General features: G+C 48.7%; 24 protein-coding genes, 1 rRNA gene and 1 pseudogene. 9 read left to right on the top strand and 17 right to left on the bottom strand.

Annotated elements, in window-relative coordinates; all coding sequences use genetic code 11:
- The 3 genes from AC58UW_RS31115 to AC58UW_RS31105 all read right to left on the bottom strand — a co-directional run.
- Positions 1–108: ribosomal RNA gene (locus tag AC58UW_RS31115) — 16S ribosomal RNA — on the bottom strand; the annotation flags it as partial.
- Positions 109–587: 479 nt separating this feature from the next.
- Positions 588–977, bottom strand: a complete 390-nt coding sequence (locus AC58UW_RS31110; RefSeq protein WP_497424415.1) for a VOC family protein — start codon at positions 975–977, stop codon at positions 588–590.
- A 158-nt stretch (positions 978–1135) separates the two neighbouring features.
- Positions 1136–1357 carry a hypothetical protein gene (locus AC58UW_RS31105; RefSeq protein WP_497424414.1) on the bottom strand — a complete coding sequence of 74 codons (222 nt, stop codon included), beginning with the start codon at positions 1355–1357 and terminating at the stop codon, positions 1136–1138.
- A 156-nt stretch (positions 1358–1513) separates the two neighbouring features.
- Here AC58UW_RS31105 and AC58UW_RS31100 point away from each other — a divergent pair, with 156 nt between their 5' ends.
- Positions 1514–1792 (top strand): hypothetical protein, encoded by a 279-nt coding sequence (locus AC58UW_RS31100; protein WP_497424413.1) that lies wholly within the window; start codon positions 1514–1516, stop codon positions 1790–1792.
- A 142-nt stretch (positions 1793–1934) separates the two neighbouring features.
- Positions 1935–4085 carry a 5'-nucleotidase C-terminal domain-containing protein gene (locus tag AC58UW_RS31095; protein ID WP_497424412.1) on the top strand — a complete coding sequence of 717 codons (2151 nt, stop codon included), beginning with the start codon at positions 1935–1937 and terminating at the stop codon, positions 4083–4085.
- A gap of 82 nt (positions 4086–4167) precedes the next feature.
- Here AC58UW_RS31095 and AC58UW_RS31090 read toward each other — a convergent pair whose 3' ends face one another.
- The gene (locus AC58UW_RS31090; RefSeq protein WP_497424420.1) at positions 4168–6870 is read right to left on the bottom strand and encodes a response regulator; all 2703 of its coding nucleotides are present in this window, start codon (positions 6868–6870) and stop codon (positions 4168–4170) included.
- A gap of 205 nt (positions 6871–7075) precedes the next feature.
- Between AC58UW_RS31090 and hisC the strand changes: the two genes are divergently transcribed.
- Both hisC and mscL read left to right on the top strand, forming a co-directional pair.
- A complete protein-coding gene (gene hisC / locus AC58UW_RS31085; protein ID WP_497424419.1) occupies positions 7076–8173 on the top strand; it encodes a histidinol-phosphate transaminase in 1098 nt (365 codons plus the stop codon).
- A gap of 84 nt (positions 8174–8257) precedes the next feature.
- Positions 8258–8728 (top strand): large conductance mechanosensitive channel protein MscL, encoded by a 471-nt coding sequence (mscL, locus tag AC58UW_RS31080; protein WP_497424411.1) that lies wholly within the window; start codon positions 8258–8260, stop codon positions 8726–8728.
- A gap of 50 nt (positions 8729–8778) precedes the next feature.
- Here the strand turns inward: mscL and AC58UW_RS31075 are convergent, their stop codons facing one another.
- From AC58UW_RS31075 to add, 6 genes are all read right to left on the bottom strand, one after another.
- A complete protein-coding gene (locus tag AC58UW_RS31075; protein WP_497424410.1) occupies positions 8779–9531 on the bottom strand; it encodes a (S)-benzoin forming benzil reductase in 753 nt (250 codons plus the stop codon).
- 39 nt (positions 9532–9570) lie between these two features.
- The gene (locus tag AC58UW_RS31070; protein WP_497424409.1) at positions 9571–10377 is read right to left on the bottom strand and encodes a DUF8832 domain-containing protein; all 807 of its coding nucleotides are present in this window, start codon (positions 10375–10377) and stop codon (positions 9571–9573) included.
- Positions 10374–10577: a copper ion binding protein gene (locus tag AC58UW_RS31065; protein WP_497424408.1), complete on the bottom strand. Its 204-nt coding sequence runs from the start codon at positions 10575–10577 to the stop codon at positions 10374–10376. The genes AC58UW_RS31070 and AC58UW_RS31065 overlap by 4 nt, the downstream gene beginning before the upstream one ends.
- A gap of 32 nt (positions 10578–10609) precedes the next feature.
- Positions 10610–10939, bottom strand: coding sequence for a metal-sensitive transcriptional regulator (locus tag AC58UW_RS31060; RefSeq protein WP_497424407.1), 330 nt, complete (start codon positions 10937–10939; stop codon positions 10610–10612).
- Positions 10940–11020: 81 nt separating this feature from the next.
- Positions 11021–13264, bottom strand: coding sequence for a heavy metal translocating P-type ATPase (locus AC58UW_RS31055; protein WP_497424406.1), 2244 nt, complete (start codon positions 13262–13264; stop codon positions 11021–11023).
- 860 nt (positions 13265–14124) lie between these two features.
- Positions 14125–15168, bottom strand: a complete 1044-nt coding sequence (gene add / locus AC58UW_RS31050; RefSeq protein WP_497424405.1) for an adenosine deaminase — start codon at positions 15166–15168, stop codon at positions 14125–14127.
- 360 nt (positions 15169–15528) lie between these two features.
- Between add and AC58UW_RS31045 the strand changes: the two are divergent.
- Positions 15529–16020 (top strand): annotated as a pseudogene (locus tag AC58UW_RS31045) (rhamnogalacturonan endolyase family protein); the annotation flags it as partial.
- On the opposite strand, the gene AC58UW_RS31040 reads toward AC58UW_RS31045, so the two are convergent.
- Genes AC58UW_RS31040 through AC58UW_RS31030 form a run of 3 tightly spaced genes read right to left on the bottom strand, consistent with a single transcriptional unit; the run spans position 15977 to position 17573 of the window.
- Positions 15977–16111: a helix-turn-helix domain-containing protein gene (locus tag AC58UW_RS31040; protein ID WP_497424418.1), complete on the bottom strand. Its 135-nt coding sequence runs from the start codon at positions 16109–16111 to the stop codon at positions 15977–15979. The pseudogene AC58UW_RS31045 and the gene AC58UW_RS31040 overlap by 44 nt on opposite strands.
- Positions 16089–16844 (bottom strand): AraC family ligand binding domain-containing protein, encoded by a 756-nt coding sequence (locus AC58UW_RS31035; RefSeq protein ID WP_497424404.1) that lies wholly within the window; start codon positions 16842–16844, stop codon positions 16089–16091. Before AC58UW_RS31035 ends, AC58UW_RS31040 begins: the two co-directional genes overlap by 23 nt.
- A 48-nt stretch (positions 16845–16892) precedes the next feature.
- Positions 16893–17573: a DNA alkylation repair protein gene (locus AC58UW_RS31030; RefSeq protein ID WP_497424403.1), complete on the bottom strand. Its 681-nt coding sequence runs from the start codon at positions 17571–17573 to the stop codon at positions 16893–16895.
- 120 nt (positions 17574–17693) lie between these two features.
- Here AC58UW_RS31030 and AC58UW_RS31025 point away from each other — a divergent pair, with 120 nt between their 5' ends.
- The 4 genes from AC58UW_RS31025 (at position 17694) to AC58UW_RS31010 (ending at position 21585) form a co-directional block, all read left to right on the top strand.
- Entirely contained in the window at positions 17694–18491 is a 798-nt protein-coding gene (locus AC58UW_RS31025; protein WP_497424402.1) for a Cof-type HAD-IIB family hydrolase, read from the top strand.
- 141 nt (positions 18492–18632) lie between these two features.
- Positions 18633–20249 (top strand): long-chain fatty acid--CoA ligase, encoded by a 1617-nt coding sequence (locus AC58UW_RS31020; protein WP_497424401.1) that lies wholly within the window; start codon positions 18633–18635, stop codon positions 20247–20249.
- A 7-nt stretch (positions 20250–20256) separates the two neighbouring features.
- Entirely contained in the window at positions 20257–20706 is a 450-nt protein-coding gene (locus AC58UW_RS31015) for an acyl-CoA thioesterase (protein WP_497424400.1), read from the top strand.
- Between the two features lie 36 nt (positions 20707–20742).
- On the top strand, positions 20743–21585 hold the full coding sequence (locus AC58UW_RS31010; RefSeq protein ID WP_497424417.1) for an SDR family oxidoreductase: 843 nt from the start codon (positions 20743–20745) through the stop codon (positions 21583–21585).
- Between the two features lie 592 nt (positions 21586–22177).
- Here the strand turns inward: AC58UW_RS31010 and AC58UW_RS31005 are convergent.
- The 4 genes from AC58UW_RS31005 to AC58UW_RS30990 all read right to left on the bottom strand — a co-directional run bounded on the left by AC58UW_RS31005 (position 22178) and on the right by AC58UW_RS30990 (position 26477).
- Positions 22178–23242, bottom strand: coding sequence for a Gfo/Idh/MocA family protein (locus tag AC58UW_RS31005; protein ID WP_497424399.1), 1065 nt, complete (start codon positions 23240–23242; stop codon positions 22178–22180).
- A 27-nt stretch (positions 23243–23269) separates the two neighbouring features.
- Positions 23270–24142, bottom strand: a complete 873-nt coding sequence (locus AC58UW_RS31000; protein ID WP_161406517.1) for a carbohydrate ABC transporter permease — start codon at positions 24140–24142, stop codon at positions 23270–23272.
- Between the two features lie 35 nt (positions 24143–24177).
- Complete coding sequence (locus AC58UW_RS30995; RefSeq protein WP_497424398.1) at positions 24178–25053, bottom strand: carbohydrate ABC transporter permease; 876 nt, start codon at positions 25051–25053, stop codon at positions 24178–24180.
- Between the two features lie 77 nt (positions 25054–25130).
- A complete protein-coding gene (locus tag AC58UW_RS30990; protein ID WP_497424397.1) occupies positions 25131–26477 on the bottom strand; it encodes an extracellular solute-binding protein in 1347 nt (448 codons plus the stop codon).
- Positions 26478–26593 lie beyond the last annotated feature (116 nt).

The following is a 26593-nucleotide window of genomic DNA, read 5'->3' as shown; positions in this document are numbered from 1 at the left end:
CGTGTTACTCACCCGTCCGCCGCTAAGCACCGAAGTGCTCCGCTCGACTTGCATGTATTAGGCACGCCGCCAGCGTTCGTCCTGAGCCAGGATCAAACTCTCCATAATAGTGGACAATTGCTTGTCCGAATATCTGAAAGCTGAAAAGCTCATTGACTTGCTAGCGAGATTAAAATTAATCTCTAATTTTGAACGATTTCTCGTTCGTGCTTGCTCACTCGTTGTTCAGTTTTCAAAGATCAATATTCTTTCGTTCACTGCCATGTTACCGAAGCAGCGAGAAGTAATATACCACAGCTCGTTCATCAATTGCAAGCACTTTTTTCTTGTCAATTTCTGTCGTTCTCTGTTGGGAAATTAATATTACCATATGTTGCTGTTTGAATGCAAATTCACTTCATCGTTCTAAGTAATTCGCCGTCCAAAGCAACGAGGTATAATGTACCACGCTCGAAAACCAATTACAACCCCTTTGGAAATGTTCCGCAATTGCCATTGTTTCGAATCTTTTGTTCTATTAATAAATAAAAAATGGATGCATCAGATGCACCCGCCATAATTGCATATATTATTATATGTACGTTTGATTACCGTGTAGTTTGGAAGAACTCAATGCGCTCCCCATCTAACCCATTAAAGAAGAAATACCTGGAGCCATTAGGCAGTGTCGTAATCTCTTCATCTAATTGCTGAACGGCTAATCCTTGAATACGAGTAAACTCAGCCTCAATGTCATCAACGGTAAAAGCCAGATGATGAACTTTCCCTTCTTGCGGCAAACCTGCGTTATAACCCTCGATGAGTTCAACTTCCGTTTCATTCAGCGCTTCAAAACCCAGAAATGCAAGGCGGATGACTCCATTCGTATGAAGCAAAGTCCCTTTGTGCTTGAGCCCAATCACTTCCTCGTAGAAACGAATCGACGCTTCTAAGTTCGCCACCATCACACCGACGTGTTCCATTTTCAAAACTGCCATTGTTCATTACCTCCCTATTAAACTGCCACTTCCTATTATTGTAACGAAAATAGCAGATGAGGGCTAGAACAGCAGCAAGTTATTTTAAGCAAGAATATATTGATAAGCCAGAATCAGTCATAATTCCCGCCGCATATGTATAGAGTAGCGAAAGGCATCTACGTTATGCAAAGTGTTTCAATCTCGCCATTAAGCGAAAATAGCGTAACTTCCTCACTCGTTATATTAACCAGGCCGAGGTCATCGAACACTCTGCGAATTTTATCATTAGATAAATGCTTGAGAATTGTTTCAACTGCAACGTGCAAAAGATCCTGATACTTGGATTCATAGAACATAAGAACCTCTTTTTCCTCGACATGTACTCTCGTATGTATCATACAAGATCACCCCCAATTCCAATGCTTCAATTGTATATTTTGGAAATAAGGAAAGTGTGAGAACATTATTAGATAAGTGTTAGGTTCAAAATTTGCGCTTAGCTACCTTAGTCGTTGTATACTGTTGCTAGGAAGGTTAGATGGGAGGGTAACAACATGAGATTGCTAAAGCTTCTTCAAATCTACGAGGTGGATGGGATTACGCCCAAACATCGATCTGATCGATTCGATTTCGATGAGATTCAAGGGCAGACTTTCCGTGAGATGAACCCAACTGAAGTCGGGTCACCGATGATCTTATCCGGCATCCATCGATATATTCCATTCAAAACAACTAGGGTTCAAGCGATAGATAGAGACGGATTGGATTTTCGCGTTCTTACTCGCAATACAATTTATCATTTTGAAGTTTATACTGACCATAAAGCCACTTAACCATTAGAAGGTTAGGCGGCTTTTTTGTTGATTTTTATAATAATAATTTCTTCACTTCTCAAAAACTACCAATTTCCTTTATACTAATAGACAGGTCAATTAACCTATGTTCTATTAATATGAAGGAGGCTTTTCTATCAACATGAAAAAAACATTCCAAACTCGCCTAACAGCCCTCGCTCTTGTAACCGCTCTTACAAGCTCTTTTACAGGCAGCATCGCCTTTGCAGAAACAGCAGTACCCGCAGCTTCTTCCACAATGAAGTCAGATATGCGCCTTGCCATCGATAACGGCGCAGTCGAAGGTTACGGAAATACCGACTACCGCGGTGCAAACCCAGCTACACGTGCTGAAGTTGCAACAATGATCAACCGCGCCGCTAAATTGAAAAGCGCAGATCCCGCTTCTGTCACTTTCACTGACCTAGCAAATTGGCAGAAGCAAGCTGTTGCCAATGCGGTTGCAGCGAAGCTGATTAGCGGATTTGCTGACGGAACATTCCATCCGGATGCTGCAGTCACACGCCAAGAACTTGCCGAATTGATTGTTAAAGTGGTAACTGGCGGTAAGCTGCCAAGCGTGAATGAGAATGTTTTGAACTACTTCAAAGACTCCGATTCAATTTCAAAAGAATCCCGCCCTTATGTCGCGTATGCTGTCATCAGCGGAATTTTTAGCCCGACACTTGATGGAAACTTCAACCCGACGGCAGCCGTTACGCGTGATGAAGTCGCTAAAGCGCTTAAACCGATTTTATTTAAGGTCGTTGATATTTTAACTACGAATGATATTCACGGTAAAATCGAAGTTGGATTCGATAAAAAACGCAACCAAGGTCAAGGCGGTATTGAAACAGTTGGCGGAATCGTCACAGATTTCCGTGCTGTGAATCCTGAAGGTACTGTTGTGGTAGACGGCGGAGACGCTTGGCAGGGCACGCTTATTTCGAATACGACCAATGGTCAATCCGTCATGGATACGATGGCTCAAGTGAACTACGATGCAGCAGCTATTGGGAACCATGAGTTCGATTTCGGCCGTGACGTATTAATTAATAACATTAAGAATGCGAAATTCCCTATTCTCGGCGCTAACATTATCGATACGAAAACAGGTAAGCGCGTAGATTGGACACAACCATACGTAATCGTTGAAAAAGATGGCCTTAAAATCGGTATCATCGGCTTCGCGACTCCGCAAACAACATCAACAACCAAATCAACGAACATTGAAGGACTTTCCTTCGTAGATCCAGTGCCTCTAGCCAAAGAGTTGTCAGCTGAACTGCGCGCTAAAGGCGTTGACATCATTATGGTCACTTCCCATCTACCTGGTGAGCAGAACCAAAAATCCGCTGAAATCATCAGCGAGCTTGCGGATCTGGCAAAAGGAACAGGCAACGGCACACTGGATGCGATCGTTGGTGGACACTCCCACATGCGTGTTTCCGGAATCGTGAACGGCATCCCTGTTGTAGAAGCGCAAAGCTGGTTGTACGCGGTTGGACACATCCAACTATTCGTAGACAAAACTACGAAGCAGGTCGTTTCTTCGAATGCCAGCCTACTTGAAACCTACACGAACCTGACAACGGCTGACGCGAAAATTCACCAAACGGTAGAGGACTACAAAGCGAAAATTTCAGAGAAATCCGGTGAAGTTGAAGTCGTTGTCGCTGAACCGCTTGGACGTAAATCGTTCCGTTTCGATAAAAATGGCGGCGTAGATCGCGATGGCGCTTCGCAACTGGGCAACAGCATCACGGATGCTATGCGCGCTGCTGAGAAATCCGATATCGCCTTCACTAATATTGGCGGTATCCGCGCCGATGTCGATAAAGGCGAGTTAACTTACGGTGAAATGTTTGAAGTATTCCCATTCGGCAACTACAATGTGACAGGCACCATGACGGCTGAGCAAATTAAAAAAGCGTTGGAAGTAACGGACAAGTATACGAACCTTCCTGCTATTCAATTCTCCGGTCTTAAAGTTGAGTGGGACAGCACCAAACCTCTTGGCGAGAAATATTCCAAAATCACGCTAGTCGATGGCACTCCGATCTACGTGGATGGCAAGTTCAACACAGACCGCACATTCAAAGTGACGACGAATGATTTCATGGCAACAGGCAGCGGTGATGGCTTTACGGTATTCGGTGAAGTGAAGGATTGGAAAGATGGCGCGATCATGCTTGATGCATGGGTCAATTACGCAAACTCCCTGAAAGCAGCGGGTAAAGAACTATCCGTTCAGGATGACGGTCGTGACGTACGTTTGGATCTAAAGAAATAAGCACTTATTCGCTCATTAATCCCATTAAATAATAAAAGGTCTTTGATCAATCCCTCACGGGAGAAATCAAAGACCTTTTTGATTATGCTAACCAAACGCGCATTAGAGACAGCAATTGGCTTAAATTCAGCGGCTTGCTGATGTAGTCGGAGGCACCTGCTTGCAGACAAATGTCGCGGTCCTGTTTCATCGCTTTAGCCGTAATTGCAATAATGGGCAGATGCTCGTTGCGTTCATCTTTTCGAATCATACGCATGGCTTCATAGCCATCCATCACGGGCATCATCATATCCATAAGGATGATATCAATCTGCGGCTCCTTCTGCAGAATAGCCAGACATTCCTGTCCATCATGCGCAACGATGACGGTCATCCCTTCATTCTCAAAAGCATTGCTGAGCACAAAAACATTTCGAACGTCATCGTCAACGACCAGCACAACTCTCCCCCGCAGAATGTTTGGCTCTGCCAAAATGAGAGAAGGTTCTTCCTGCCTCGTTGGAGTGGAGTCATAGCTTGCTGCTGCTTCCTCCCAAGCCGGTTGAAGCTCACTGACCGCCGGCTCCAAGGATGGGATGTAGACCGTAAACGTGCTGCCCACTCCCTCTTCACTGCTCATTCCGATGTCCCCGCCAAGCAGCCCCGCTAGCTCCCGAGAGATGGAAAGGCCGAGACCAGTTCCGCCGTATTTCCGATTAGTCGTGCCGTCGGCTTGCCGGAAGGGCTCAAAAATAAGCGCCTGCTTATCCAGAGGAATACCGATTCCCGTATCTCTAACGGAAATAGCCAGGACTTGACTAGGGTTAGCGGAAGGCAACACCTGGGCGGCTTGATCCGCCTCACACCGCTTAATGCTCACATGAACACTGCCCTCATGCGTAAACTTAAACGCGTTCGACAGTAAGTTTTTCAAAATTTGACTGAGGCGCTGCTCGTCCGTATAAAAGTGCTCCGGCACCGGGAATTCCAGCTCAATGTTCAAGATCAGGTTGCGCTGTTCGGCCACCTTGGCAAATTGACTTTGAATCTGCTTAGGAAGCTCCCTCACCTTTAACTCCCCAATATGAATATCCAGCTTACCGGCTTCCACTTTGGATAAATCGAGAATATCGTCAATAAGCAGCAGCAGATCGGTCCCTGAAGAATGAATAACGCGGGCATACTCCTGCTCATCGATACTTAAGTTCCCCAGCTTATTTTCTTGCAGCATTTGGGATAAGATAAGCACGCTGTTAAGCGGTGTACGAAATTCATGCGACATATTAGCCAGAAACTCCGATTTATATCGAGAGCTTAACTGCAGCTGAACAGCATGTTCTTCTAGGGCCAGCTTGATGCGCTCAAGCTCCTTGGACCTTTCCTCCGAACATCGGTTGTGCTCCTCTAACTGTTCATTCGTCATGTGCAGCTCTTCCTGCTGACTTTGGAGCTCTTCCGTTTGAATCTGAAGTTCTTCGGTCATGAGCTGAGACTCCCGGAGCAGCCTCTCCACTTCCACACGCGTCCGCACACTATGAACAATGGTTCCAAGAACGTCGAGAATATCTTCAAGAAGCTCCATCTGTTGATGGGTAAACTTATTTAAACTGGCTAATTCCATAACGGCAATCACTTCATGATGATGTAAAATCGGTACAATAAGCACGCTTTGCGCTTTCACAGCGCCGAGTCCTGACGTGATTTTGACATAATGATCAGGCACATTCATAAAATGAAACATCCGCTTCTCAAGCGCGCATTGACCGACTAGCCCTTCCCCCAAATGAAATCGATGAATTCCGATGTCATTCTCGTTGTCCATCATGGCGTATGCCGCTATTTTCTCCATAGCAACTTTGCCCTTGTGGGTAGTACGAAGATAAAAGAGGCCGAAGGATGCACCGAAAAGCTCTGCAGCTTTACTAATAAAGGAAGAACCTAGCGTTTCCATGTCCGATATGCCTTGAAGCATATGCACCACTTCCGCGAGCTTACGCTGCTGCCATTCTATCTCCTCTTGATTCTCCAGAAGCATATTCGTTGCCTCGGCAAGATCCTTCACCTCATCATTCATGGAAACATGGATGCGCTGTGAGTAGTCTCTCTTGAATGAGCTTAATTTCAAAATACTTTTGGTAACCTGCTTAATCGTTCCAACAATCGACTGTGATATCAAGAGTGCAGTTGTTAACGAAAAAATAAGCAGCAGGGTCAACATAACAAACAAGGATCTCGTGAACATCCTGTTCTGACCGTCTAACAGTTTGGCCCTATCTTTCGTAAGCGCTATTTCAATATTCCGGAAGCGATCGAGCTGAGAACGGATATCCTCCACATTTTGCTTACCCAAATAAAAATCATAAGAATTAATGGAATCTGTACCTGTACCTTGACTCCTTTTCATCAGTGGGCCCGTTACCCCGTCAAGCTGCATGACCCAGTGTTCTATGGACTTTTTGATCGTTTGTAAGCTTTGATCCTGAACAGCATTTTCCCGTGTAAGCTGGCTCAGCTTCATGTAAGATTGCCGCCAGTTGGTCTCTCCGTTGTGGTAGGGTTCAAGATAGGTAGGATCTCCGGTTATCAGATAGCCTCGTTGCCCGCTTTCCATATCCATCACATATTTCTCAATGCTGTTGATTGCATTATGAACGGCAAAATCATGCTCAATGATGTAATTTCTATCCGTTTGCATCGAGGTCACTTGATTAATCACTAGCGTAAATACAACACTTATACAGACGAAAATAAAAATGTAGCCAAGCATGATTTTGGATCGGATACCAAACCTCTTCTTTTTCCCCATCCGCACAGTGTCCTCTCCTTAACATCGTCTTACGCATCTTTACGTATTATACTACTCTCCTAAAAGTTGGGATATTGATTTTTTATGCTTTACTACTTTACCGAGTTAATGTATTATTTAACTAAAGTGAATTTACATTCAAGGAGTGATTCTTTTGAGCAATCGTACTACTGACCAAATACGTCCACGCGGCGTCTTGTCACGCATGAAGCCCTATTCTCCCGGCAAGCCCATTTGGGAAGTTCAGCGGGAATTAGGCATCGACAAAGTGACCAAACTCGCTTCCAATGAGAACCCGATGGGTCCGTCTCCGTTAGCTACCTCAGCCATTCAAGCTTATTTGACTGATATTCATCGCTATCCAGACGCTGACACGATAGATCTCTGCAGCGCTATTGCTAGCAAGTTAGAGGTTAAGCCAGAGCAAGTCCTTGTCACCAATGGGGCCGATGAGCTCATTACTCTCTTATCCGAAACGTTCCTAGAGGAAGGCGACGAGGTTATCGTGCCCTCTCCAACCTTCAGCGAATATGAATTTGGCGCTAATCTGATGGGGGCCTCAGTCGTTCAGGTGCCGCTCCGTGAAGATTACCGTTATGAAACCAAGGATCTTTTGGCTGCCGTAACCGAGAAAACGAAGCTGCTTTATATTTGCTCGCCAAATAATCCTACAGGCACCTATATGAAAAAGCAGGACTTGCATACGCTAATGGATAAGCTCCCTTCTCATGTACTGGTTATTTTTGACGGGGCTTACAGTCACTTTGTAACCGCAGATGATTATTCCGACGGGCTTGAACTCGTGCGTCAAGGATATCCTATTATCGTCACACAAACCTTCTCCAAAGTTTATGGGTTGGCTGGTATTCGTGTTGGTTACGGTATTGCTTCCGCAAGCATTTTACACAATATTCGTCAGGTCAAAGAACCTTTCAACGTAAACGCCTTAGCACAAGTCGGCGCCGCCGCTGCCATTCAGGACGATGCGCATCTCGAAGCGACACGGGAAATCAACACGCTTGGCAGAGAGCGGCTCTATGAAAGTCTGCAAGAGCTAGGATTCAAATTCACGCGCAGCATGAGTAATTTCGTGCTCGTGGAGCTTGGACCGGATGCGAAATCCATCTATGATCAATTGATGCGAAAAGGCGTTATTCTGCGTTATGCAGGCGTGTGGAACTTGCCTCATCATGTGAGGATTTCGATAGGGACTCCTGACGATCATCAAGCGTTGATTAGCGCCCTACGCGAGGTGCTGCAGGAGTCCAAGGAACAACAACTCTTATCTGCTCAGAAGGATTAAACAACTACGCGAGCTTCCAACTCATTGTTCGACAGTGACAAAATATGCTACAATGCAAAAAATGCCGTTTGTTGGAGGTTCGCTATGCTGAAGGAATTTAAAGACTTTGCTTTTAAAGGGAATATGGTCGATCTCGCGGTGGGGGTTATTATCGGAGGAGCTTTCGGAAAAGTCATTACATCCATCGTCAATGATGTGATCATGCCGCCTATCGGATTACTGCTAGGCAGAGTGAACTTTAATGAACTTTTCATATCTTTGAATGGCAAACACTACGATACACTTGCTGATGCTGCAGCCGATAAGGGTGCGCCAGTTCTGAAGTATGGGGCCTTTATTTCTACTTTCTTAGACTTTTTAATTGTTGCCGCCGTCATTTTTATTGTTGTTAAACAATTGTCCAAGTTCCGCAAAAAAGAAGAGCCGAAGGAAAAGGCTCCTGCGACAAAATCTTGCCCGCACTGCTTGTCAGATATTCCAGCGCAAGCAACCCGCTGTAAATTCTGTACATCTGAGCTGTCATCCGGGCCGTCTGTGTCAGGAAGCATTCAGTAGGCTTTCGCGCAGCGCTATAAATATAAAGGAGTTAAGCGCTTGTTAGCCGCTTAACTCCTTTTTGTGCGCAGATCGGCGATCTCGCCCTGCGCGAAAGCCTCTTGCCGCAGCAGCTCCAGAAGCTGCGCTGCTGTTGCTTCAGGCGACTGCAGCTCGCCGTCCGTATGCAGCTTCACGAACCGGCTTAGCTGCGGGAAGTCCTCTTCGGATGCAGCGCGAATCTCCCGCTGCATATCGGTATCCACCACCCCCGGTGCAACGGAGATCACCTCCACCGGGTAGGGCTGTTCCAGCTGCTCGACGCCAATGCAGCGCGTCAGCATATCAAGCCCGGCTTTGGCGGTGCAATACGCCGCCCAACCGGGGTAGGGCTTTTTCCCCGCGCCCGAGGAGATGTGGACGACCCGCTTCGCAATCGGCAGCGCCTGCGTCTGCCGAATGAAGCTGTTCGTCAGCAGCGTGGGCGCGACGAGATTGACCTGCAGGCTTCGCTGCAGGTCCTCTTGGTCAGCTCGGCCGATGAACGTCATCGGTTCGAGCTGGCCCGCGTTGTTGATGAGCGTGATGGCATCCGCTCGATCAACCTGGCCGAGGATTCGCTCCATCAGCGAATCCAGGCCGTCTGTTTGCGCCAAGTCGTAAGCATGAAAGGTGTAGTCACCTTTCATGCTTGACGCCTCTTGGCGGAGGCTTGGGCTTTCGCCGCGCGACACGCAGTGGACCGCGGCGCCTTGGTGCAGGAGCTGCTTCGCAAGCTCAGCTCCGAGGCCTTTGGAGCCCCCCGTGATGATATAGGCAGGCATGGTGACCGGCTCCTTTTTAATATAGTTGTAGGGTGTAGATTAAGGAACTTTAACAACAAATGGGACCGTGAACACCTTACCGCCACGCTGAAATTCTCCCCAGATTTTGTACACGCCGCTTTTGGGGAAAGTCGTCATGAACTTGGCTTCAGGCCCAGTTGACTTCTCATCCGTCGGATGGACATGCAAGTATTGATCCGCATTCGCGTCCAGGATAACAACATGCCCAACAGCTCCTAAGTATGGCTGCAAATCCTTAATAGGTGTTTTTGAAGCTGCATCCTTAAAACTATAGGTTAGATTGAGCTCCATTCCTGCCATAAGATGATCGATAGTTAGCGTGACTTCATTGCCATCCACGGTTTTGGTCCAAACACCTTCTGGTTCAATGGCCGCTGGTGGCGCTGGGTCCCCTTGTACCGTCAAGGTGTAGCTTTTGACCGTTTTCTCTTTCCCGCTAGGCAGAAAATCTGCAAAAAGCCTATAATCACCACCCGAGGGGAACTGCGTTGATACCGTAAACAGGCCTTTTCCTTTGTACTCCGGATGCAGATGCCTGTAATACGAAAGATCTTTGCTCACAGCGATAAGATGCATCTTTTTCTCATGATTCAGGTCAAAATCACTGATCGGCTTGCCGCCACTATCTTGGATCTGAATCGTCACGGCTGTATCCTCTTTGGCCTTCGCCTGCGGTGAAGCAACTTGAAATACCGCCTGAATCTGCTCCGCTGAGCTCCCGGCTTCATGACCGCTACTGTGTACCGGATGATCCGTAGTCTGCGACTTCCCGCACCCGCTCAGAGAAAGTGCCAATGACAACACGATAAGACTCGTTATTCTCATTGCACCACATCATAGCCTTGCTCTTCGATTGCTTCTTTGATCGCTTCCACACTCAGCTTGTTTTCATCGTACTCCACTTCCACTAATTTGCCCGCCAAGTTTACTTTACCCTCAGCACCAAGCTCTTTCATTGCTTTCTCAACGGCATTCACACAGTGATTACAAGACATACCTTCTACTTTTAAAATAACGCTGGACATTGCATTCACTCCTTCATTGGATTTATTTTTCATTATTTCATTAGCGTATTCATTGTTTTGAGCAGTTCATCGACAACATCCATGTCGCCTTCTTGAATACGTTCGACGACACAGCTTTTGAGGTGGCCAGCTAGCAGCAGTTTCCCCACACCATTAAGCGCCGACTGAATCGCGGCAATTTGATGCAAAACGTCATCGCAATACGTATCTTTCTCGATCAAACCTTTGACCCCGCGAACTTGACCTTCAATGCGGTTCAAACGCTTCGTTAAGTCCGCTTTGAGTTTGTCGGAATGATGACTCTTCCGCTCCTGATCATCCAAGCCGCAGTGGCTCACTTCCGTGTCCAATTCCTTGTTCATTGGGCTGTCTCCTTTGAGGGCTGTTTATTACTTATCATACCCCCATCCCGTATATTGTCAATCCACTGGCATGCCACTTTCTTAAAGTTTAACCCTTTGCAGCCGAAGCGCATTCAGCACGACAGAAACAGAGCTTAACGCCATAGCGGCTCCTGCTACCCAAGGCTCCAATAAGCCTAAAGCAGCGATTGGGATGCCAATCGTGTTGTAACCGAGGGCCCAGAACAGATTTTGCTTAATATTGCGCATCGTCCGTCTGCTCATTTCAATGGCATCTGCAATGGAGGTCAAATCCCCGCGCATTAACGTTACATCAGCCGCCTCCATGGCTACGTCACTTCCCGTGCCCATGGCCATGCCGATATCTGCCATTGCTAGGGCAGGCGCATCGTTGATGCCATCGCCGACCATTGCGACGCGGAAGCCTTCCGCTTGCAGCTTTTTCACCTCTGCCGCTTTTCCTTCCGGTAAAATCTCGGACAACACCTGCTTGATGCCAGCTTGCTGGGCAATAGCTTTTGCCGTGCTCGCATTGTCGCCGGTGATCATGATTACCCGAATCCCCATTGCTTCTAAGCGGGATACCGCTTCCTGCGATGTTTCCTTGATTGTATCCGCCACCGCAACAAATCCAGCGTACTTGCCGTCAATGGCTGCCAGCATAACGGTTTTGCCATCGTTCTCTAAGCGTTCCATTTCCGTCAACGCTTCAGCGATATCGATCCCCTTTTCAGTTAGCAATCTTCGTGTTCCGATGACGACCTGACTGCCTTCCACTTGAGCTTCCAGTCCGAAACCAGGGATGGCTTTAAAGTCCATAGCTTCTGGCAAAGATGGAATAGACGGTAATATTCCTTGGACGATAGCTTCTGCTAGCGGATGTTCCGAGCTGCGCTCTGCCGCTCCGATGAAGCGAAGGAACGTTGGTTGGTCCATAAGCGTTTGGGTATCTGTAAGCTGTGGTTTCCCTTTCGTTACTGTGCCCGTCTTATCCAAAACTACAACGTCTAGGTGATGGGCTGCTTCCAAATGTTCGCCACCTTTGAACAAAATGCCTAATTCCGCTGCGCGTCCGGATCCCGCCATAATGGAGGTCGGCGTTGCCAAGCCCAAGGCGCAAGGGCAAGCGATGACAAGGATAGCGATCGTTTTTTCGAGTGCGCCAGCGAAGTTAGCCGGATCAAACCAGAAGTACCACAGGACAAAGGCAATAAGGGCAATCCCTACGACAATCGGGACAAAAATGCCCGAAATGACGTCCGCCACACGCTGAATCGGCGCCTTGGACCCCTGTGCTTCTTCAACGACTTTGATGATTTGCGACAGTACCGTGTCACGGCCAACCTTATTGGCCTGTATGCGAAGTACGCCATTCTTATTCAGCGTGGCTCCGATCACTTTATCACCTTCGCGTTTCTCAACCGGCAAGCTTTCACCCGTCAGCATGGACTCATCAACCGAGGAAAGTCCTTGTAAAACCGTACCGTCCACCGGAATCTTCTCACCCGGCTTCACAATAGCGACGTCACCTGGCGTTACTTCTTCCAGCGGAATACTGATTTCTTGCCCATCACGGATAACCAGAGCGCTTTTGGCCTGTAGGCCCATAAGCGATTTAATGGCTTCCGAAGTGCGCCCTTTGGCGAGAATTTCGAACCATTTTCCAAGAATGACAAGTGTGATGAGGATGGCGCTGGTTTCATAGTACAGCTCAGGCGCATGGTGACGATCGCTTAGCCCTGCCCACTGGAACGTTAGGTACAAGCTGTAGAAGTACGCGGCTGAAGTTCCCAGTGAGATGAGCACATCCATATTGGCGCTTTTATTAGTGAGCGCTTTGTAGGCTCCAATGTAGAATTGGCGTCCAATGAGAAACTGGACCGGTGTTGCGAGAGCCAGCTGCATCCATGGATTCATGAAAAGCTCCGGCACCCAAATCCACGAAGTGAAGGAGAAATGGCCAACCATCGCCCATAACAATGGGAAAGAAAGTATGGCCGAAATCCACAGCTTACGCTTATGCTTCTGTATCTCTTTCGCACGATGCTCGCTGGTTTCGGCCTGTTCTCTTTTGCGCGCTGCTTCGTATCCTAGCTTGGCTACTCGCGCTTGCATCTCTTCCGGTGTTACCTCCGAGGATTGGTATACGATGCGTGCAGTTTCCATAGCCAGGTTGACGGATGCTTGTGCTACGCCGGGCATCTTGTTCAGCCCTTTTTCAATTCTGGTTGCGCATGCGGCGCAGGTCATTCCTGTAATATCGAAATCAACCGTTGATGTTGGTCGGATAGGTAGCTGCTGCTGTCCTGCAGGTCCGGCGCTCATAGGATTGTCACCTCACAGTGATTGGTATTTGTTTATATTTGTATAGTATACCCCCCTACCCTATATTGTCAAGTGGCGTTGGATACTAAATGTCGCGTGAAGTCTCCTATTCACTTGAAATTACCACACTTTGTCCGTCAGTTTGGTCCGAGAGAGCCAAAAAGAACGTCTCGGAGCCTAAGCGTCGGGAATGGGCAGCGAGTCGTTCAAAAACGCCTTCTCGTGTTGGATTTGACGGAGAGGAGACCGAATGTCCGGCCGAGAGAGCCAAAAAAGCCGTCTCGGAGGCCTAAGCGTCGAGAACTAGCAGCGAGACGTTAAAAAACGCCGTCTCGTGATGGATTTGACGGAGAGGAGACCGAATGTCCGGCCGAGAGAGCCAAAAAAGCCGTCTCGGAGGCCTAAGCGTCGAGAACTAGCAGCGAGACGTTCAAAAACGCCGTCTCGTGATGGATTTGACGGAGAGGTGACCGAATGTCCGGCCGAGAGAGCCAAAAAGAACGTCTCGGAAGCCTAAGCGTCGAGAACTAGCAGCGAGTCGTTCAAAAACGCCGTCTCGTGTTGGATTTGACGGAGAGGAGACCGAATGTCCGGCCGAGAGGGCCAAAAAGAACGTCTCGGAAGCCTAAGCGTCGGGAATGGGCAGCGAGTCGTTCAAAAAGGCCTTCTCGTGATGGATTTGACGGAGAGGTGACCGAATGTCCGGCCGAGAGAGCCAAAAAAGCCGTCTCGGAGGCCTAAGCGTCGAGAACTAGCAGCGAGTCGTTCAAAAACGCCGTCTCGCATACGAACTCAACAAAGAGGACCCCTTTCGGAGTCCTCTCATGACGGCGAATGCTTGCAGCGGTATTTCTCATTACTCATTGGATGCTCATGTCTTTGATCTCTTCTTCCATCTCCCGCCGCAGCAACAGCTTATCGCTTTCGTCCATAAATGCGGCATCTACCCCGTTCATCACAAGCCTAACGAGTTCTGACTCCGTAAAACCAAAACGGTCGGACAGCACGCGGTATTCATTCGTAATATCCGTCCCCGAGACACTCGGATTATCCGTATTTATCGTGACGAGGAGCCCCCGCTCCAAGTATTCGCGGATCGGATAAGCTTCCCAACCGGAAACAGCTTTCGTTTGGATGTTGCTGATCGGGCACATTTCGAGCGGGATGCGGCGGTTTTTGACCATTTCCATAATGTCGCTGTTCTCATTCAGCCTGACACCGTGCCCGATACGCACCGCGCCGAGATTCGTTACGGCTTCATACACATTCATCGCACCTGCCGCTTCTCCGGCATGTATGGTGACAGGGATGCCGAGTCGACCCGACTCCGCAAAAACCTCCCGGAACCATTCCGGCGGATAGGACGCCTCGTCACCTGCTAGGTCGACGGCGACTACGCCTTTACCCGCAAACTTGGCTGCGGCCCGAATCACTTCCAAGTTGCTTTCGCAGGAATGATTTCTCATGCAAATCGCAATGACGCCGGCTCTCACGCCAAAATCCCGCTGTCCGCGCTTCATCCCTTCTACGACATAATGAATCGTTTCTTCCACGGTCAAACCGCTATTCCGATGCAGCTGCGGGGCAAAACGCACCTCCACGTATTTGCAGTTATGCTCTGCCGATTGCTGAGCAACCTCGTAGGCAATCCGCTCCAAAGCTTCACCCGATTGCATGAAGCGAGTCGTAAAATCAAATTTACTCAAATATTCGATGAGGCTGCCGCATTCCTCGCATACACGCATATGTGGAATCAATCCTTCTTTATTGTACACGGGAAGATCGATGCCTTGATCTAGGGCAAGCTCCAGAATCGTTTCCGGCTTCACACTCCCATCCAAGTGCAAATGAAGATCAACTTTAGGCAGTCGCGTAAGCCAATCATGCGTCCGATTGTATGCCATCTTCCATCATTCCCTTCGTTAATATTGGGTTAGAGCAGGCACCCAGTGCTGTATGCCGCTACAAAGAATTTTACTAACTTTAAAACAATGTTACCTATATGTCAATATATATAACAAAATTTTATTAATATAATATATGTGTTATATTTCATTACGCAACTGTGACTTAACTTCTTTTTTCCAAAGAGCAGTATTGTGTAGGAAGTTAGCCATTGTCTGCATTAAAATCTCGATCCTCTACAAGGTATAATTACGGATGTAAGCGCATCCACGATTAGGAAGGAGGATACAAGCGAGGTATCCCGTATCACAGTCATGCACAATTGCAATAACATTCGACGATCCAAGGAGGTTGTAGAAATGTTTAAACATGTAAAGCGTCTAATACGAACCGTCTGCTGCGTTACGCTAGGCTCTCTCCTCATCTCGTCCTTCGGTATCCAAGCGCCTACAGCACATGCAGCAGTGCCCCGGCAAATGGAAAAGCTCGACCGGGGACTGGTAGCCGTCAAGGTATCAACCGGTGTGCTTGTGAGCTGGAGACTCCTGGGTACTGAGGCAGCTAGCACCTCTTTCAACGTATACCGTAGCGGCGTAAAGCTCAACGCATCCCCCATTACAACTAGTACAAATTATCAAGATAACGCAGGAACTACAAGTTCAAGTTATACGGTCCGTGCCGTCGTAGGCGGCGTCGAGCAAGCGGCATCTGCGGCCGCGACCCCGTGGGCAAATAATTATTTGGACGTCCCTCTTCAGAGACCTGCAGGCGGCACAACCCCAGATGGTATAAGCTATACCTACAATGCTAATGATGCGAGTGTCGGCGATCTGGATGGCGATGGACAATATGTTTTCGAAAAACCGCCGGCGGCGTGCCATAAAAAGCAGCAAACTGACGGGAAAAGTAAAAAGGATGGTTAAACCCAACTTCCTCTGCAATTTCCGCAATCGTCAGGGAGGTTGTTTCCAGCAGCTTTCTGGATGGAATGGCGGAGTCGGATTTTATTTAACATTTCCATGACGGATTCGCCCGTCTGCATTTTGAATAGATGGGCGAACCTGGAGGCAGACAGATTAACCCTAGCTGCCAATTCCGGCACGTTGAACGGCTTTTTATACTGCTGAGAAATCAGCTTTATCGTCTCTTCCACGCGTGAATCCATTAGAAACTGCGTTTCGAGGACATTTTTGGATATCAGGAGCAGGATTTCTTCCAATGCATTCACCGCCAGTCCTTCCGAGAACAGATGCGATTCTTCGTTATACTGGATCAAGCTGTTGAAAACCCCTGCAAGGTGAAACCACTCTTTTTCGCAATCAAAACGGGCAGATCGAATCCCCTTAATCGTTTCAGGGAGCTGCAGCAGAGGCAGCCAATCTTCTTTGGGAACAAAATGGCACCAATTAAATTCCCAGATCGTATGCTCCGGAGTTCCATAGTAGTGCGGCGTACCTGGGGTAATGAGTGAAATTTCACTTGCGGGGCATTCGCAGGTTTCGCTGCCGTTATGGAATAAACCCTTTCCGTGCAGCGTCATGGTGAGGTAGAAATCCTTCGTTCCTTTCGACCGCTTCACTCGGTAGCCGAACGGCTGGCGGTAGCGGCCCGATACTAGCTTTCCAGGGATCGTCATGCGATTCTCTTTCGCAGAAAAACACATAAATTCCGACATGAGTTGGATTCCTCCAATTCCTAGATATCAACTAGTCTATCGCACTTTCTATTCCTTCTGCTGAATGACCTTCAACGCTTCCCGCACGCTAAGCGGTGAAAGCTCGGTCTCAGCGACAAATGCCTGCACGGCAGCAGCGTCGGTCTTCGAATATTCACGCAGTGCCCAACCGATCGCCTTGCGGATAAAGAATTCATTCGAGTCCGCCATACGCCGAATACAGCCGAAAAGAAGCGGCACGTCTGTGCGCTGCTTATATTTGAGCTGGAACAGAATCGCTGTCCGCTGCAGCCACATATTGCCTGACGAGAGCCATTTTTCTACATATGCCGGGATGAGATCTGGATATTTCTGCAGGTGAACACCAATTAAATGGTCAGCAATCGTATCCACGGAATCCCACCAGGAATTCGTTACGACCATGTGTTCCAGCAAATGAATATGCTCTTTTTCCGCATTTTTGCGAAGCTGAGTGAGCAGCTGCAGCGCTGTGTAATGGAATTCCCGCTCGGGCAAAGCCCAGAGCTCCTCAGCCACCTTCACGCCTTCGGCTCCTATGGGATAACCGTGCTCCTTCCAAAATGGCTTCGTCAATGCCACGCGCTGCGGATTGCGAATACCTAGGAAAGGAAATTGGTCGCGCATATAAGCGGACATTGCGGCTGCATCAACCTCGCTGCTGTGCGCTCTTAGCAAAGCCTCCAGCTTGTCCGTATAGAATGATGCCATCGTTGACGCGCCTCCTTTTAACTGAAAAGCTCTCGCTTTATTCTAGCAATTCCGCTTTGATTCGGGTATGCTTAAAGCAGAATTTTTATATAGACTACCTATCGGAACGGAGAGGAACACATGACTTACAAGTTAGTAGCATCTGATTTGGACGATACGCTTTTGCGTGATGATTTGACAATTTCTGAGGAAACGATTGACGCGATGCATCAGGCAGTTGCTCAGGGTGTGACGGTAACGATTGCGACAGGCAGAAGCTTTCCTTCAGCAGCCAAAATTGCTAACCAAATCGGGCTCAACGTCCCGATCATTACGTATCAAGGCGCATCGATCAAAAATCTCCTCGACGAGGAAGTCCTATACGAGCGTATGGTGCCGGTGGAAAGTGCGCGCTACCTGCTCGATTATTGCGAAAAGAGAAATCTCCATCTTCAGCTTTACCATGGCGACCAGCTTTATGCAGCTGAGGATAATGATAAAATTAAAAATTATGTACGTCTATCCAAAACGCCTTATATCATCGGTGACCTGCGCCAATGGATCGACATTCCACAGCCTAAGCTGCTGATTGTGGACAAACCTGAGGTTTGCGACCAAATTCGCGAGGAGCTGCTTCCACTGCTCGGCGACCAAATGCACATTACGAAATCCAAACCGCATTACTTGGAATTCATGCACAAAGAAGGCACCAAAGGCCACGCCATCGCTTTCCTTGCCAACCATATCGGCTGCTCGCTGGATGAGGTCATTGCCCTCGGCGATGCGTGGAACGATCGCGAAATGCTGGAGGTTGCGGGACTTGGTGTCGCAATGGATAATGCTTTGCCGGAGCTTAAAGAGCTGGCTAACTATGTGACCAAAAGCAATAATGAAGACGGCGTTAGACACGTTATTGAGAAGTTTATTTTAAACGCGTGAGCGTGAGACCGATTCCCTGCATGCACAGCATGCTGCGGTGTCGGTTTTTTTATTTGCGCAGAACCCCGCTTTTGGACATATCTTGTCCCTCCTCCTTATATATTTACAATAGAAACAGACAATCCCCGGAGGTGTTTCCATTTGGACAATTACCCATTAACGCTGCGCTCTCTCTTCGAACGCTCCCAAACTTTATTCCCCAAAAAAGAGGTTGTTTCACGAACAAGTACCGGCATTCACCGATATACATACGCTGATTTTGGAAGACGCGCGAAGAGGTTATCCAGCTCACTGCAAGCGTTAGGGGTAAAACCCGGGGATCGGATTGCCACTTTCGCCTGGAATCATCATTGGCATTTGGAAGCCTATTTCGGCATCCCCTGCATGGAAGCGGTCCTCCATACGGTTAATATTCGCCTCCCGGCCGAGCACATCGCCTACATTCTCAATCATGCGGAAGACCGATTCCTCTTCGTGGATGAGACCTTGCTGCCTATTATTGAAAAAATTCAGGATCAACTGACGACCATTGAAGGCTATATCATCATGTCGGATAAAAAGGAACTGCCGCCTACTTCTTTACAGCCCGTCTATTTATATGAGAACATGATAGAGAGCGGAGATCCTCATTTTACGTATCCTGAAAACATAAATGAAAGCGCTCCCGCAGGGATGTGCTATACATCGGCCACTACGGGAAATCCCAAAGGCGTCGTGTACTCCCATCGCGGGATTTATCTGCATTCGCTGTCCATCGGCTTGGCGGATACGCTGGCTCTTTCGGAACGCGACGCGGTGCTTCCTGTCGTACCGATGTTTCATGTGAACGCCTGGGGGCTCCCCTTCGCCTCCGTCTGGTTCGGCAGCAAGCAGGTGCTTCCCGGACCGGCGCCTACGCCGGATATTCTGCTCCGCCTGATCGCAGACGAAAAGGTCACCATTGCAGCAGGCGTGCCTACGGTTTGGACAGCTGCCCTTCAAGCGCAAGAGGCGCTGCAGCTGGATTTATCATCTTTGCGCGCCGCAGTCTGCGGTGGATCTGCTGCCCCGCGCAGTCTGATTGAAAGCTATGAACAACGGCTGAAAGTCCCGTTCTATCATGCTTACGGCATGACGGAAACGTGTCCGCTTGTTACGGTTGCCCGCCTAAAAAGTTATCAAGAAGAAGCTCCGCTTGACGAGCAGTACGCTACGAGGGCCACACAGGGACTGCTGGTGCCTGGCCTTGATATGAAAATCGTCGGAATACGAGGCGAGGTGGCTTGGGACGGTAAGGAGATGGGGGAAATTTGGCTGCGAGGGCCGTGGGTAGCGACCGAATACTACAACGATGCCCGAACTGCTGAGGGTTTCCAGGATGGCTGGTTTCATAGCGGAGATATCGCGGTAATTGATCGTGAAGGTTTCGTGAAATTAGTCGACAGAGCCAAGGATTTGGTCAAAAGCGGCGGAGAATGGATTTCCTCTCTCGACTTGGAGAATGCGTTGATGGCGCATCCGAATGTGTATGAAGCCTGCGTGATCGGCGTACCGCATCCCAAGTGGGGTGAGCGACCGCTCGCTTGCGTCGTTCTCAAAGACGCCGGCTTGCAAGCAGGTGACAAAAAGGGATTACTTACGTTTATCGAAGACAAGTTTGCTAAGTGGTGGATTCCCGATGATGTGGTTTTCCTTCATGAGATCCCCCGCTCCTCGGTGGGCAAGTTCATGAAACGCGAGCTTCGCGAGCAGTATCAAACCTATTTTACAGGAGACTAAACTCGTTATGAACTATTCGGATTTGGAAGGTTTTCGCTTTTTTACATGGGCAAAAGTTCGTTTTTGTGAGACGGATGCGAACGGGCATCTAAGCCATCTTTCCACGGTCATTTACATGGAGCAAGCTCGGTGTGAGTATATGAACGGGTTAGGGTTATTTGATGCGAATCCTGAAGGCCCCCCGGCGGAAAAGACATTCTTTCTTGTTAGTCAAAGTGTGGAGTATAAGTCTCAGGCGCATTTTAACGATACCCTCGATATCTATATGAAAGTGAGTCGAATCGGCAAATCGTCGATTGAAACAGAGTATGCCATTATTAAGCGTGACACTCAGCAAGTCGTGAGTTTGGCAACGAGCACAGGTGTCTATGTCGATGTTCACACGCAAAAAGGCACGCCGCTGCCCGAAGATCTGGCGAGTCGGATCGAGCAATTCGAAGCTGCTTTTGTTAATTAGCGAAGTGGCAATCTCATAATGAAGGGCAGGTTGGATATGTTCGATGCATCTTTGTTGAAGGATAAAGTCGTTCTCATCACAGGCGGGGGCACCGGTCTTGGCCGTGCTATGGGGGAGCGTTTCCTGGAGTTGGGGGCGCGGCTTGCGATTACTAGCCGGCGTGAGGAAGTGTTGGCGAAAGCCGCTTCCGAAATGAACGGTGAAGTGTTCTATAAAAGCTGTGATGTGCGCGATCCGCAGCAAATCGCAGACATGGTATCCGCCGTGGAGCAGCATTACGGCCGGATCGATGTTTTGATAAACAATGCGGCTGGAAACTTTGCCAGTCCGACTGAGAATTTATCTCCGCGCGCGGTGGATGCGGTGCTGAATATCGTCCTTCACGGCACGTTTTACACGACGCTAGAAGTGGGCAAACGATGGATCGAGCAAGGCGTCGGCGGGACGATGCTGAACATCGTCACTTCGTATGCCTCCACGGGCTCGGCCTTCGTTGTACCGTCGGCGGCCGCCAAGGCCGGCGTGCTCGCTTTGACGCGCTCGCTCGCCGTCGAGTGGGCGCGCCATGGCATCCGGCAGGTGGCAATCGCGCCGGGGCTGTTCCCCACCGACGGCGCGTGGAGCCGATTGGCTCCGACGCCTGAGCTGTCGGAAAAGCTGTTCAACCGCGTGCCGCTGCGGCGGGTCGGGGAAAAGGATGAGCTTGCGAACCTCGCAGCTTATCTGATTTCGGACTACGCCGGGTACATCAACGGCGAAGTTGTCACGATCGACGGCGGCGAATGGCTGCAGGGCGCCGGGCAGTTCAGCGAGCTGCTCGAGGTGACCGATGAGCAGTGGGTTGGTCTTGCGGAGATGACGCGCAAGGGGAAATCGTAGCGGACATTTGCTGCAAAAAGTGCAGCAAATTTTTGGATTATCGAGGGTTTCGGAGATAATCATGCATTTTGTGCAGTTAATTTCATCGATACCATTGAAAATGGGGCTAATTCGCTAAATTTGATGTACTTTTTACATCAAATGGTTGCGCGTAGCTCATTCAAATGCGAGTTTACTGCACTTTTTGCATCATGTACTATCCTCATGTACTATCATCGAGTGTACATTGAAAAGCCCCCAACCTATACGGTTAGGGGCTTGATCTAGGTTTAGGGCTGAGCGGCGGACGAATCATCGAATCCTAAGAAAGTTATCCACAATGAACCTGATGTCCGGCAGCTAGAGGTCCACGATTTGACAAAAAAGCATATTTTCCACCTGTAGTGAGAACTACGGTCCGTTATTCTACCATTTCTCCCATCCCAAGAAGATCAGCTTTGCGGATTTATCGCTAGGTTTTTTCATATTTGTTATTGGCAGGTGAGGTGGAAGTTGGCTGTATGGTGATAGCGAGATGGATGGTGGAAGGTTAGTAAAGTAGCCAACACCAGAACCTGGCGGAGACTGATCCGCCAGATTTTGGTCAAGCAACTCAGTCAAAATGAATCTCAGTCCCCTTCTCGCTCGACTCATAGATCGCGCACAAAATTTTGGTCAATTCCACGCCGTCTCGGACAGGTGAGATCAGCTCCTGGCGCCCTAGACACGCCTGCACGAAATGGTCAATTTCGTTGCGGAACCCGTCCATGAACTCGAACGAAGGATGATCTATCTGCGGCGTCACGTTGATGATCGTATCACACTTCTCGCTCACGATGCAGAAATCCGGCTCGATCTCCGCACCGCCTTTATCGCCAAATATTTTCACAGCGAATTCATTCTTCATCTTCGCATGCAAAGTGAAGGAAACGTCGACCATAAGCGACGCGCCGTTCTCAAAGCGGATGAGCGCGTTCGCCATGTCTTCCACGGTATTTTGAGAGGCATCATAATCCGCTGCCTTATAGAAACTCAAGTTCTTGATATGCGAGCGATTGCCCAGCTTCGTATAGGTGTTCCCGCTGACCGATTTCACCTTCGGCCGCCCCATCAAGTACCAGCATAAGTCGATGACATGAATGCCGATGTCAAAAAGCGGACCCCCGCCGGCACGTTCCTTGTCGGCGAACCAGCCGCCGGGATTGCCTAGCCGGCGCAAATACGATGCCTTGGCGTAATAAATCTCGCCAAGCTCGCCTGCATCCATGAAGCGGCGCAGCACCTGCGCATTCGTGCCGAAGCGGCGGACGAAGCCGACCATCAGCAGCTTGCCGCTGCGGCGAACCGCCTCCTCGACGCGCAAAGCTTCTTCGACCGTCGTGCAGAGCGGCTTCTCGCACAGCACGTGCTTGCCCGCTTCCAGAACGGCGATGCTCAAAGCGCCATGCGTATTGTTCCACGTACAGATGCTCACCGCTTCTACCTGCGGATCAGCCAACATTTCGCGGTAGTCGGTGAAAGCAACCTTCGCGCCATATTTCTGGACAGCCGCGCGCGCCCGCTCCTTGTTCATATCGACGATGGCATAAAGCTCCACTTCTGGATGATCCATATATGAGGCCAAATGTGCATCAGAGATGGAGCCAGCACCAATCACCGCTACTTTTAATTTCGTCATGATGTCCTCCCAATGATGAAGAATCTGTTATCCTTTGACTGCGCCAGCCGTCATTCCCTTCATAATTTGCTCCTGGAACAGCAGGAACACGACAATCGTAGGCAGCACGGCAATCGCAAGCGCAGCCATCGTCAGCTCGTAATCCGTCATATAGCCTGTTGCAAAGGCAGATAAGCTAAGCGGAACAGTTTTCAGCGCAGGTTTGCTGATAAAGACCAAGGCAAACGCAAAATCATTCCAAAACCTCAAAAATCCTAAGATCGCAACGGTTGAGAGGGCCGGCAAGCTAAGCGGAAGCATCATCCGGAAGAAAATCCCCCAATAGCCTGTGCCATCGATCAAAGCTGCTTCCTCAATTTCTTTGGGAATGGTGACTAAATAAGCGGCAACAACGAAAATCGCAAGCGGAAGCTCAAAGGCCGCATAAGGCAAGATAAGTGCTCCGTACGTATTCAGGAGGCCGACTTTTTTCATAATAATAAAGAGAGGCACTAAGGTGCTGTGAATTGGAATGAGCATACCGAGTAGGAATAATCCCATGAAGAACGGCTTTAATTTGAACTCAAACCGCGATAGAACAAAGGCTGCCAAAGCACCCAGCACTAAGGTCAGGACGAGTGAAGCTATCGTGACGACCGTAGAATTCCAAAGCGAAAGCCCCATCCCGGAAACTTTCCAGGCGCGGACGATGTTGTCCCATTTCCAAACCGACGGCAGTAAAAAGGGCCGTGAATGAAACTCTTCGTTGGACTTCAGCGCACTCATAAATAACCAAATGAGCGGGTACAACGTGACTAGCGCGTACAAGCTAAGCAAAATATTAACGACGCCTCGCGTCCAAACTTTCCGTTTCTTGCCTCCAGCGGGAAAACCCGTCTGCATCGATACAACCTGCTCCATAGATGTCCCTCCTGAGAAAACTCAATTCCTAATTTCTAACGATAATCCCGCTTCATAAGACGTTGGCTGCCTACAATCAAGATCAAGCTAAGAATAATAATCGCTGTGGATATCGCACTTCCGAAGCCGAAGCGATACACATTGAAGGTGCTGTTGTACATGTAAGATGCCAGCAGTTCGGTTGAATGCGCCGGACCCCCGCCTGTCATGACGTAGATGAGGTCGAAAGCCTTCAAGCTTCCCGAGATACACAGCACGACAGCAACTTTGACAGTATCCCAGATCATGGGCAGTGTGACAGCAAACAATTTGCGAACCGGTCCGACACCATCCAGCTGCGCAGCATCTTCGATCTCTGGCGAAATATTTTGTAATGCGGCAATGAACATAATCATGTAGGGTCCAATATAATTCCAGATGATCGGCACCATGAGGGCGAACATCGATACTTTCGGATCGGATAGCCAAGCTTTCTTCCAGCTTTCCAGGCCGACGCCATCCAGCAAGAAGTTCAAGATACCAATTTGCGGGTGATAAATGTATCCCCAGATGATCCCGACAACGACAGAGGAGAGCACCATGGGCATGAAAACGGAAGCACGAATGACACGCTGGAAAAAGGTGCTTTTCATAAGTAAAAGCGCTAGAATCATGGCAATCGGCACTTGACCGAATACGGATGCTGCAACGATAAGCATGTTGTTTTTGAACGACTTCCAGAAAATTGCGTCTTGGAATACTTCGACATAGTTGTCTAATCCGATAAATTTGGCGGCTCCGATCCCTTTCCAGTCGAAAAAGCCATAGTAAGCTGACCAGAAAATCGGTACGATGACAAAAAACAGATAGAGCACTAAGGCTGGAAGAAGCCCTATAGTAATGAATCCTCTGATTCTTGCGGATACGGTCATGACTTAACTTCCCCCCTTGCTAACTTTTTTGAAAAAAGGGCTCCAGCCGAGCCTGGCTGGAGTCCTGTGGCCATACGTTATTTGCCGACGGCTTTCGCTTGCGCGTCTTGAATTTTCTTGGCGATATCCTCTGGCTTGCCGCCCATGAGGAGCTCTTGAAGACCATTGTTCACGACATCGGCGCTAGCGGAGCTAAGCTTGCCATCGTATACAGGCGTTTTCTTAACCGTATTCATCATTTTGTACACTTCTGCGAACAAGGAGGATACTTTCGTTGTATCCAGATCTACTTTGTAGGACACAAGCTGATTGCTTTCCAAGATGGCTTTCTGTGCTTCTGGACCAGACAACGCGTAGATCAGTTCATAAGCTGCTGCTTTCTGTGCGCCTGTTACTTTCTTACTCATTCCAAGACCTGTACCTACTACTCCAGAAAGAGAGTTTGGATCGCCTTTACCGTTAGGGACCGATGGCAGAACCGTTACAGCCATGTTAGCCAAAGCTTCTTTGGACGTATTCGCTGCCAGGTTCGGAAGCGCCCAACCGCCATCGATCATCATAGCTGCTTTGCCTTGTGCAAACATTTGTTCCATTTGTGTATTATCAATACTGTTGAAACCATCTTGGAACGCGCCTGCTTTGCCAAGCTGCTGGAGGTACGTTAGCGATTGCACGAATTCTGGATCCGTAAACTTCGCTCCGTTCTGATCCACTGCTTTCAAGAACCATTCCGTTCCTGTCACACGGTCAGCCAACGAGCTAAGGATACTGGATTGTGCTACCCATGCCGCTTTGTTACCCAGTGCGATTGGTGTTACGTTGTTCTTTTTGAACGTGTCCACCAGCTTCATGAGATCATCCCATGTTTTTGGCGGCTGAACATTATATTTATTAAAGATTTCTTTGTTGTAGTAAAGGATCGATGTTGGGGACAAAGCCATTGGCGCACTGTACGTTTTGCCGCTGATTGTGAAATCATCGAATGATCCTGGCATAAAGCCGTTCTTCCACTCTGTTTTGCTGTCAAGCAGCTCATTAATCGGCTGAATCAAGTCGCCACCGACGAACTCCTTCGTCATAACACCAGGCCACATAACGAATAGATCCGGCATTTCATTTGCTGCTGCAACCGTTTTAAGACGCGGACGGTAGCCATCGGGTGGAATCCCTTGAATATCCAGCTCCACGTTCGGGTGGTCTTTTTTAAACTTTTCCATATATTCACGCATCAATTTGGCGCGAAGATCTTCACCTGTATAGTTGTGCCAAATAGATAGTTTAACTTTCTCCGCAGGCTTAGCTGCATCTGTCGTCTTCGTTGCTCCGCTATCTTTGGCTACATCTGCTGTGCCACTCGCACCGCAACCAGCTAACAGCGCTAATGACATTGTGGCCGCCAGTGTAACGATAAATGACTTCTTCATTCGTTGGACCCCCTAAAAGTTTTCGTAAAAACTTAATCTGCAGCTCTCTTGTTACAACTTTAGTATAGGGGACATCTGTAGGAGACGGTACGGGAGAGACTTCGGCGCAAGGGGGG

The sequence above is a fragment of the Paenibacillus sp. J22R160 genome (assembly GCF_059692135.1).
The sequence above is the reverse complement of the archived record's forward strand: the minus strand, read 5'-3'. Positions and strand labels throughout refer to the sequence as shown.

What these genes read in the sequence shown, in the direction of transcription:
- AC58UW_RS31105 (WP_497424414.1), bottom strand. Translation starts at nt 1,357, where the DNA reads ATGATACATACGAGAGTACATGTCGAGGAAAAAGAGGTTCTTATGTTC.
- AC58UW_RS31060 (WP_497424407.1), bottom strand. Translation starts at nt 10,939, where the DNA reads ATGAACAAGGAATTGGACACGGAAGTGAGCCACTGCGGCTTGGATGAT.
- AC58UW_RS31000 (WP_161406517.1), bottom strand. Translation starts at nt 24,142, where the DNA reads ATGGAGCAGGTTGTATCGATGCAGACGGGTTTTCCCGCTGGAGGCAAG.
- AC58UW_RS31025 (WP_497424402.1), top strand. Translation starts at nt 17,694, where the DNA reads ATGACTTACAAGTTAGTAGCATCTGATTTGGACGATACGCTTTTGCGT.
- AC58UW_RS31090 (WP_497424420.1), bottom strand. Translation starts at nt 6,870, where the DNA reads ATGGGGAAAAAGAAGAGGTTTGGTATCCGATCCAAAATCATGCTTGGC.
- AC58UW_RS30995 (WP_497424398.1), bottom strand. Translation starts at nt 25,053, where the DNA reads ATGACCGTATCCGCAAGAATCAGAGGATTCATTACTATAGGGCTTCTT.
- AC58UW_RS31035 (WP_497424404.1), bottom strand. Translation starts at nt 16,844, where the DNA reads ATGTCGGAATTTATGTGTTTTTCTGCGAAAGAGAATCGCATGACGATC.
- AC58UW_RS31075 (WP_497424410.1), bottom strand. Translation starts at nt 9,531, where the DNA reads ATGCCTGCCTATATCATCACGGGGGGCTCCAAAGGCCTCGGAGCTGAG.
- AC58UW_RS31005 (WP_497424399.1), bottom strand. Translation starts at nt 23,242, where the DNA reads ATGACGAAATTAAAAGTAGCGGTGATTGGTGCTGGCTCCATCTCTGAT.
- AC58UW_RS31055 (WP_497424406.1), bottom strand. Translation starts at nt 13,264, where the DNA reads ATGAGCGCCGGACCTGCAGGACAGCAGCAGCTACCTATCCGACCAACA.
- AC58UW_RS31030 (WP_497424403.1), bottom strand. Translation starts at nt 17,573, where the DNA reads ATGGCATCATTCTATACGGACAAGCTGGAGGCTTTGCTAAGAGCGCAC.
- AC58UW_RS31100 (WP_497424413.1), top strand. Translation starts at nt 1,514, where the DNA reads ATGAGATTGCTAAAGCTTCTTCAAATCTACGAGGTGGATGGGATTACG.
- add (WP_497424405.1), bottom strand. Translation starts at nt 15,168, where the DNA reads ATGGCATACAATCGGACGCATGATTGGCTTACGCGACTGCCTAAAGTT.
- mscL (WP_497424411.1), top strand. Translation starts at nt 8,258, where the DNA reads ATGCTGAAGGAATTTAAAGACTTTGCTTTTAAAGGGAATATGGTCGAT.
- AC58UW_RS31065 (WP_497424408.1), bottom strand. Translation starts at nt 10,577, where the DNA reads ATGTCCAGCGTTATTTTAAAAGTAGAAGGTATGTCTTGTAATCACTGT.
- AC58UW_RS30990 (WP_497424397.1), bottom strand. Translation starts at nt 26,477, where the DNA reads ATGAAGAAGTCATTTATCGTTACACTGGCGGCCACAATGTCATTAGCG.
- AC58UW_RS31110 (WP_497424415.1), bottom strand. Translation starts at nt 977, where the DNA reads ATGGCAGTTTTGAAAATGGAACACGTCGGTGTGATGGTGGCGAACTTA.
- hisC (WP_497424419.1), top strand. Translation starts at nt 7,076, where the DNA reads ATGAAGCCCTATTCTCCCGGCAAGCCCATTTGGGAAGTTCAGCGGGAA.
- AC58UW_RS31015 (WP_497424400.1), top strand. Translation starts at nt 20,257, where the DNA reads ATGAACTATTCGGATTTGGAAGGTTTTCGCTTTTTTACATGGGCAAAA.
- AC58UW_RS31095 (WP_497424412.1), top strand. Translation starts at nt 1,935, where the DNA reads ATGAAAAAAACATTCCAAACTCGCCTAACAGCCCTCGCTCTTGTAACC.
- AC58UW_RS31010 (WP_497424417.1), top strand. Translation starts at nt 20,743, where the DNA reads ATGTTCGATGCATCTTTGTTGAAGGATAAAGTCGTTCTCATCACAGGC.
- AC58UW_RS31070 (WP_497424409.1), bottom strand. Translation starts at nt 10,377, where the DNA reads ATGAGAATAACGAGTCTTATCGTGTTGTCATTGGCACTTTCTCTGAGC.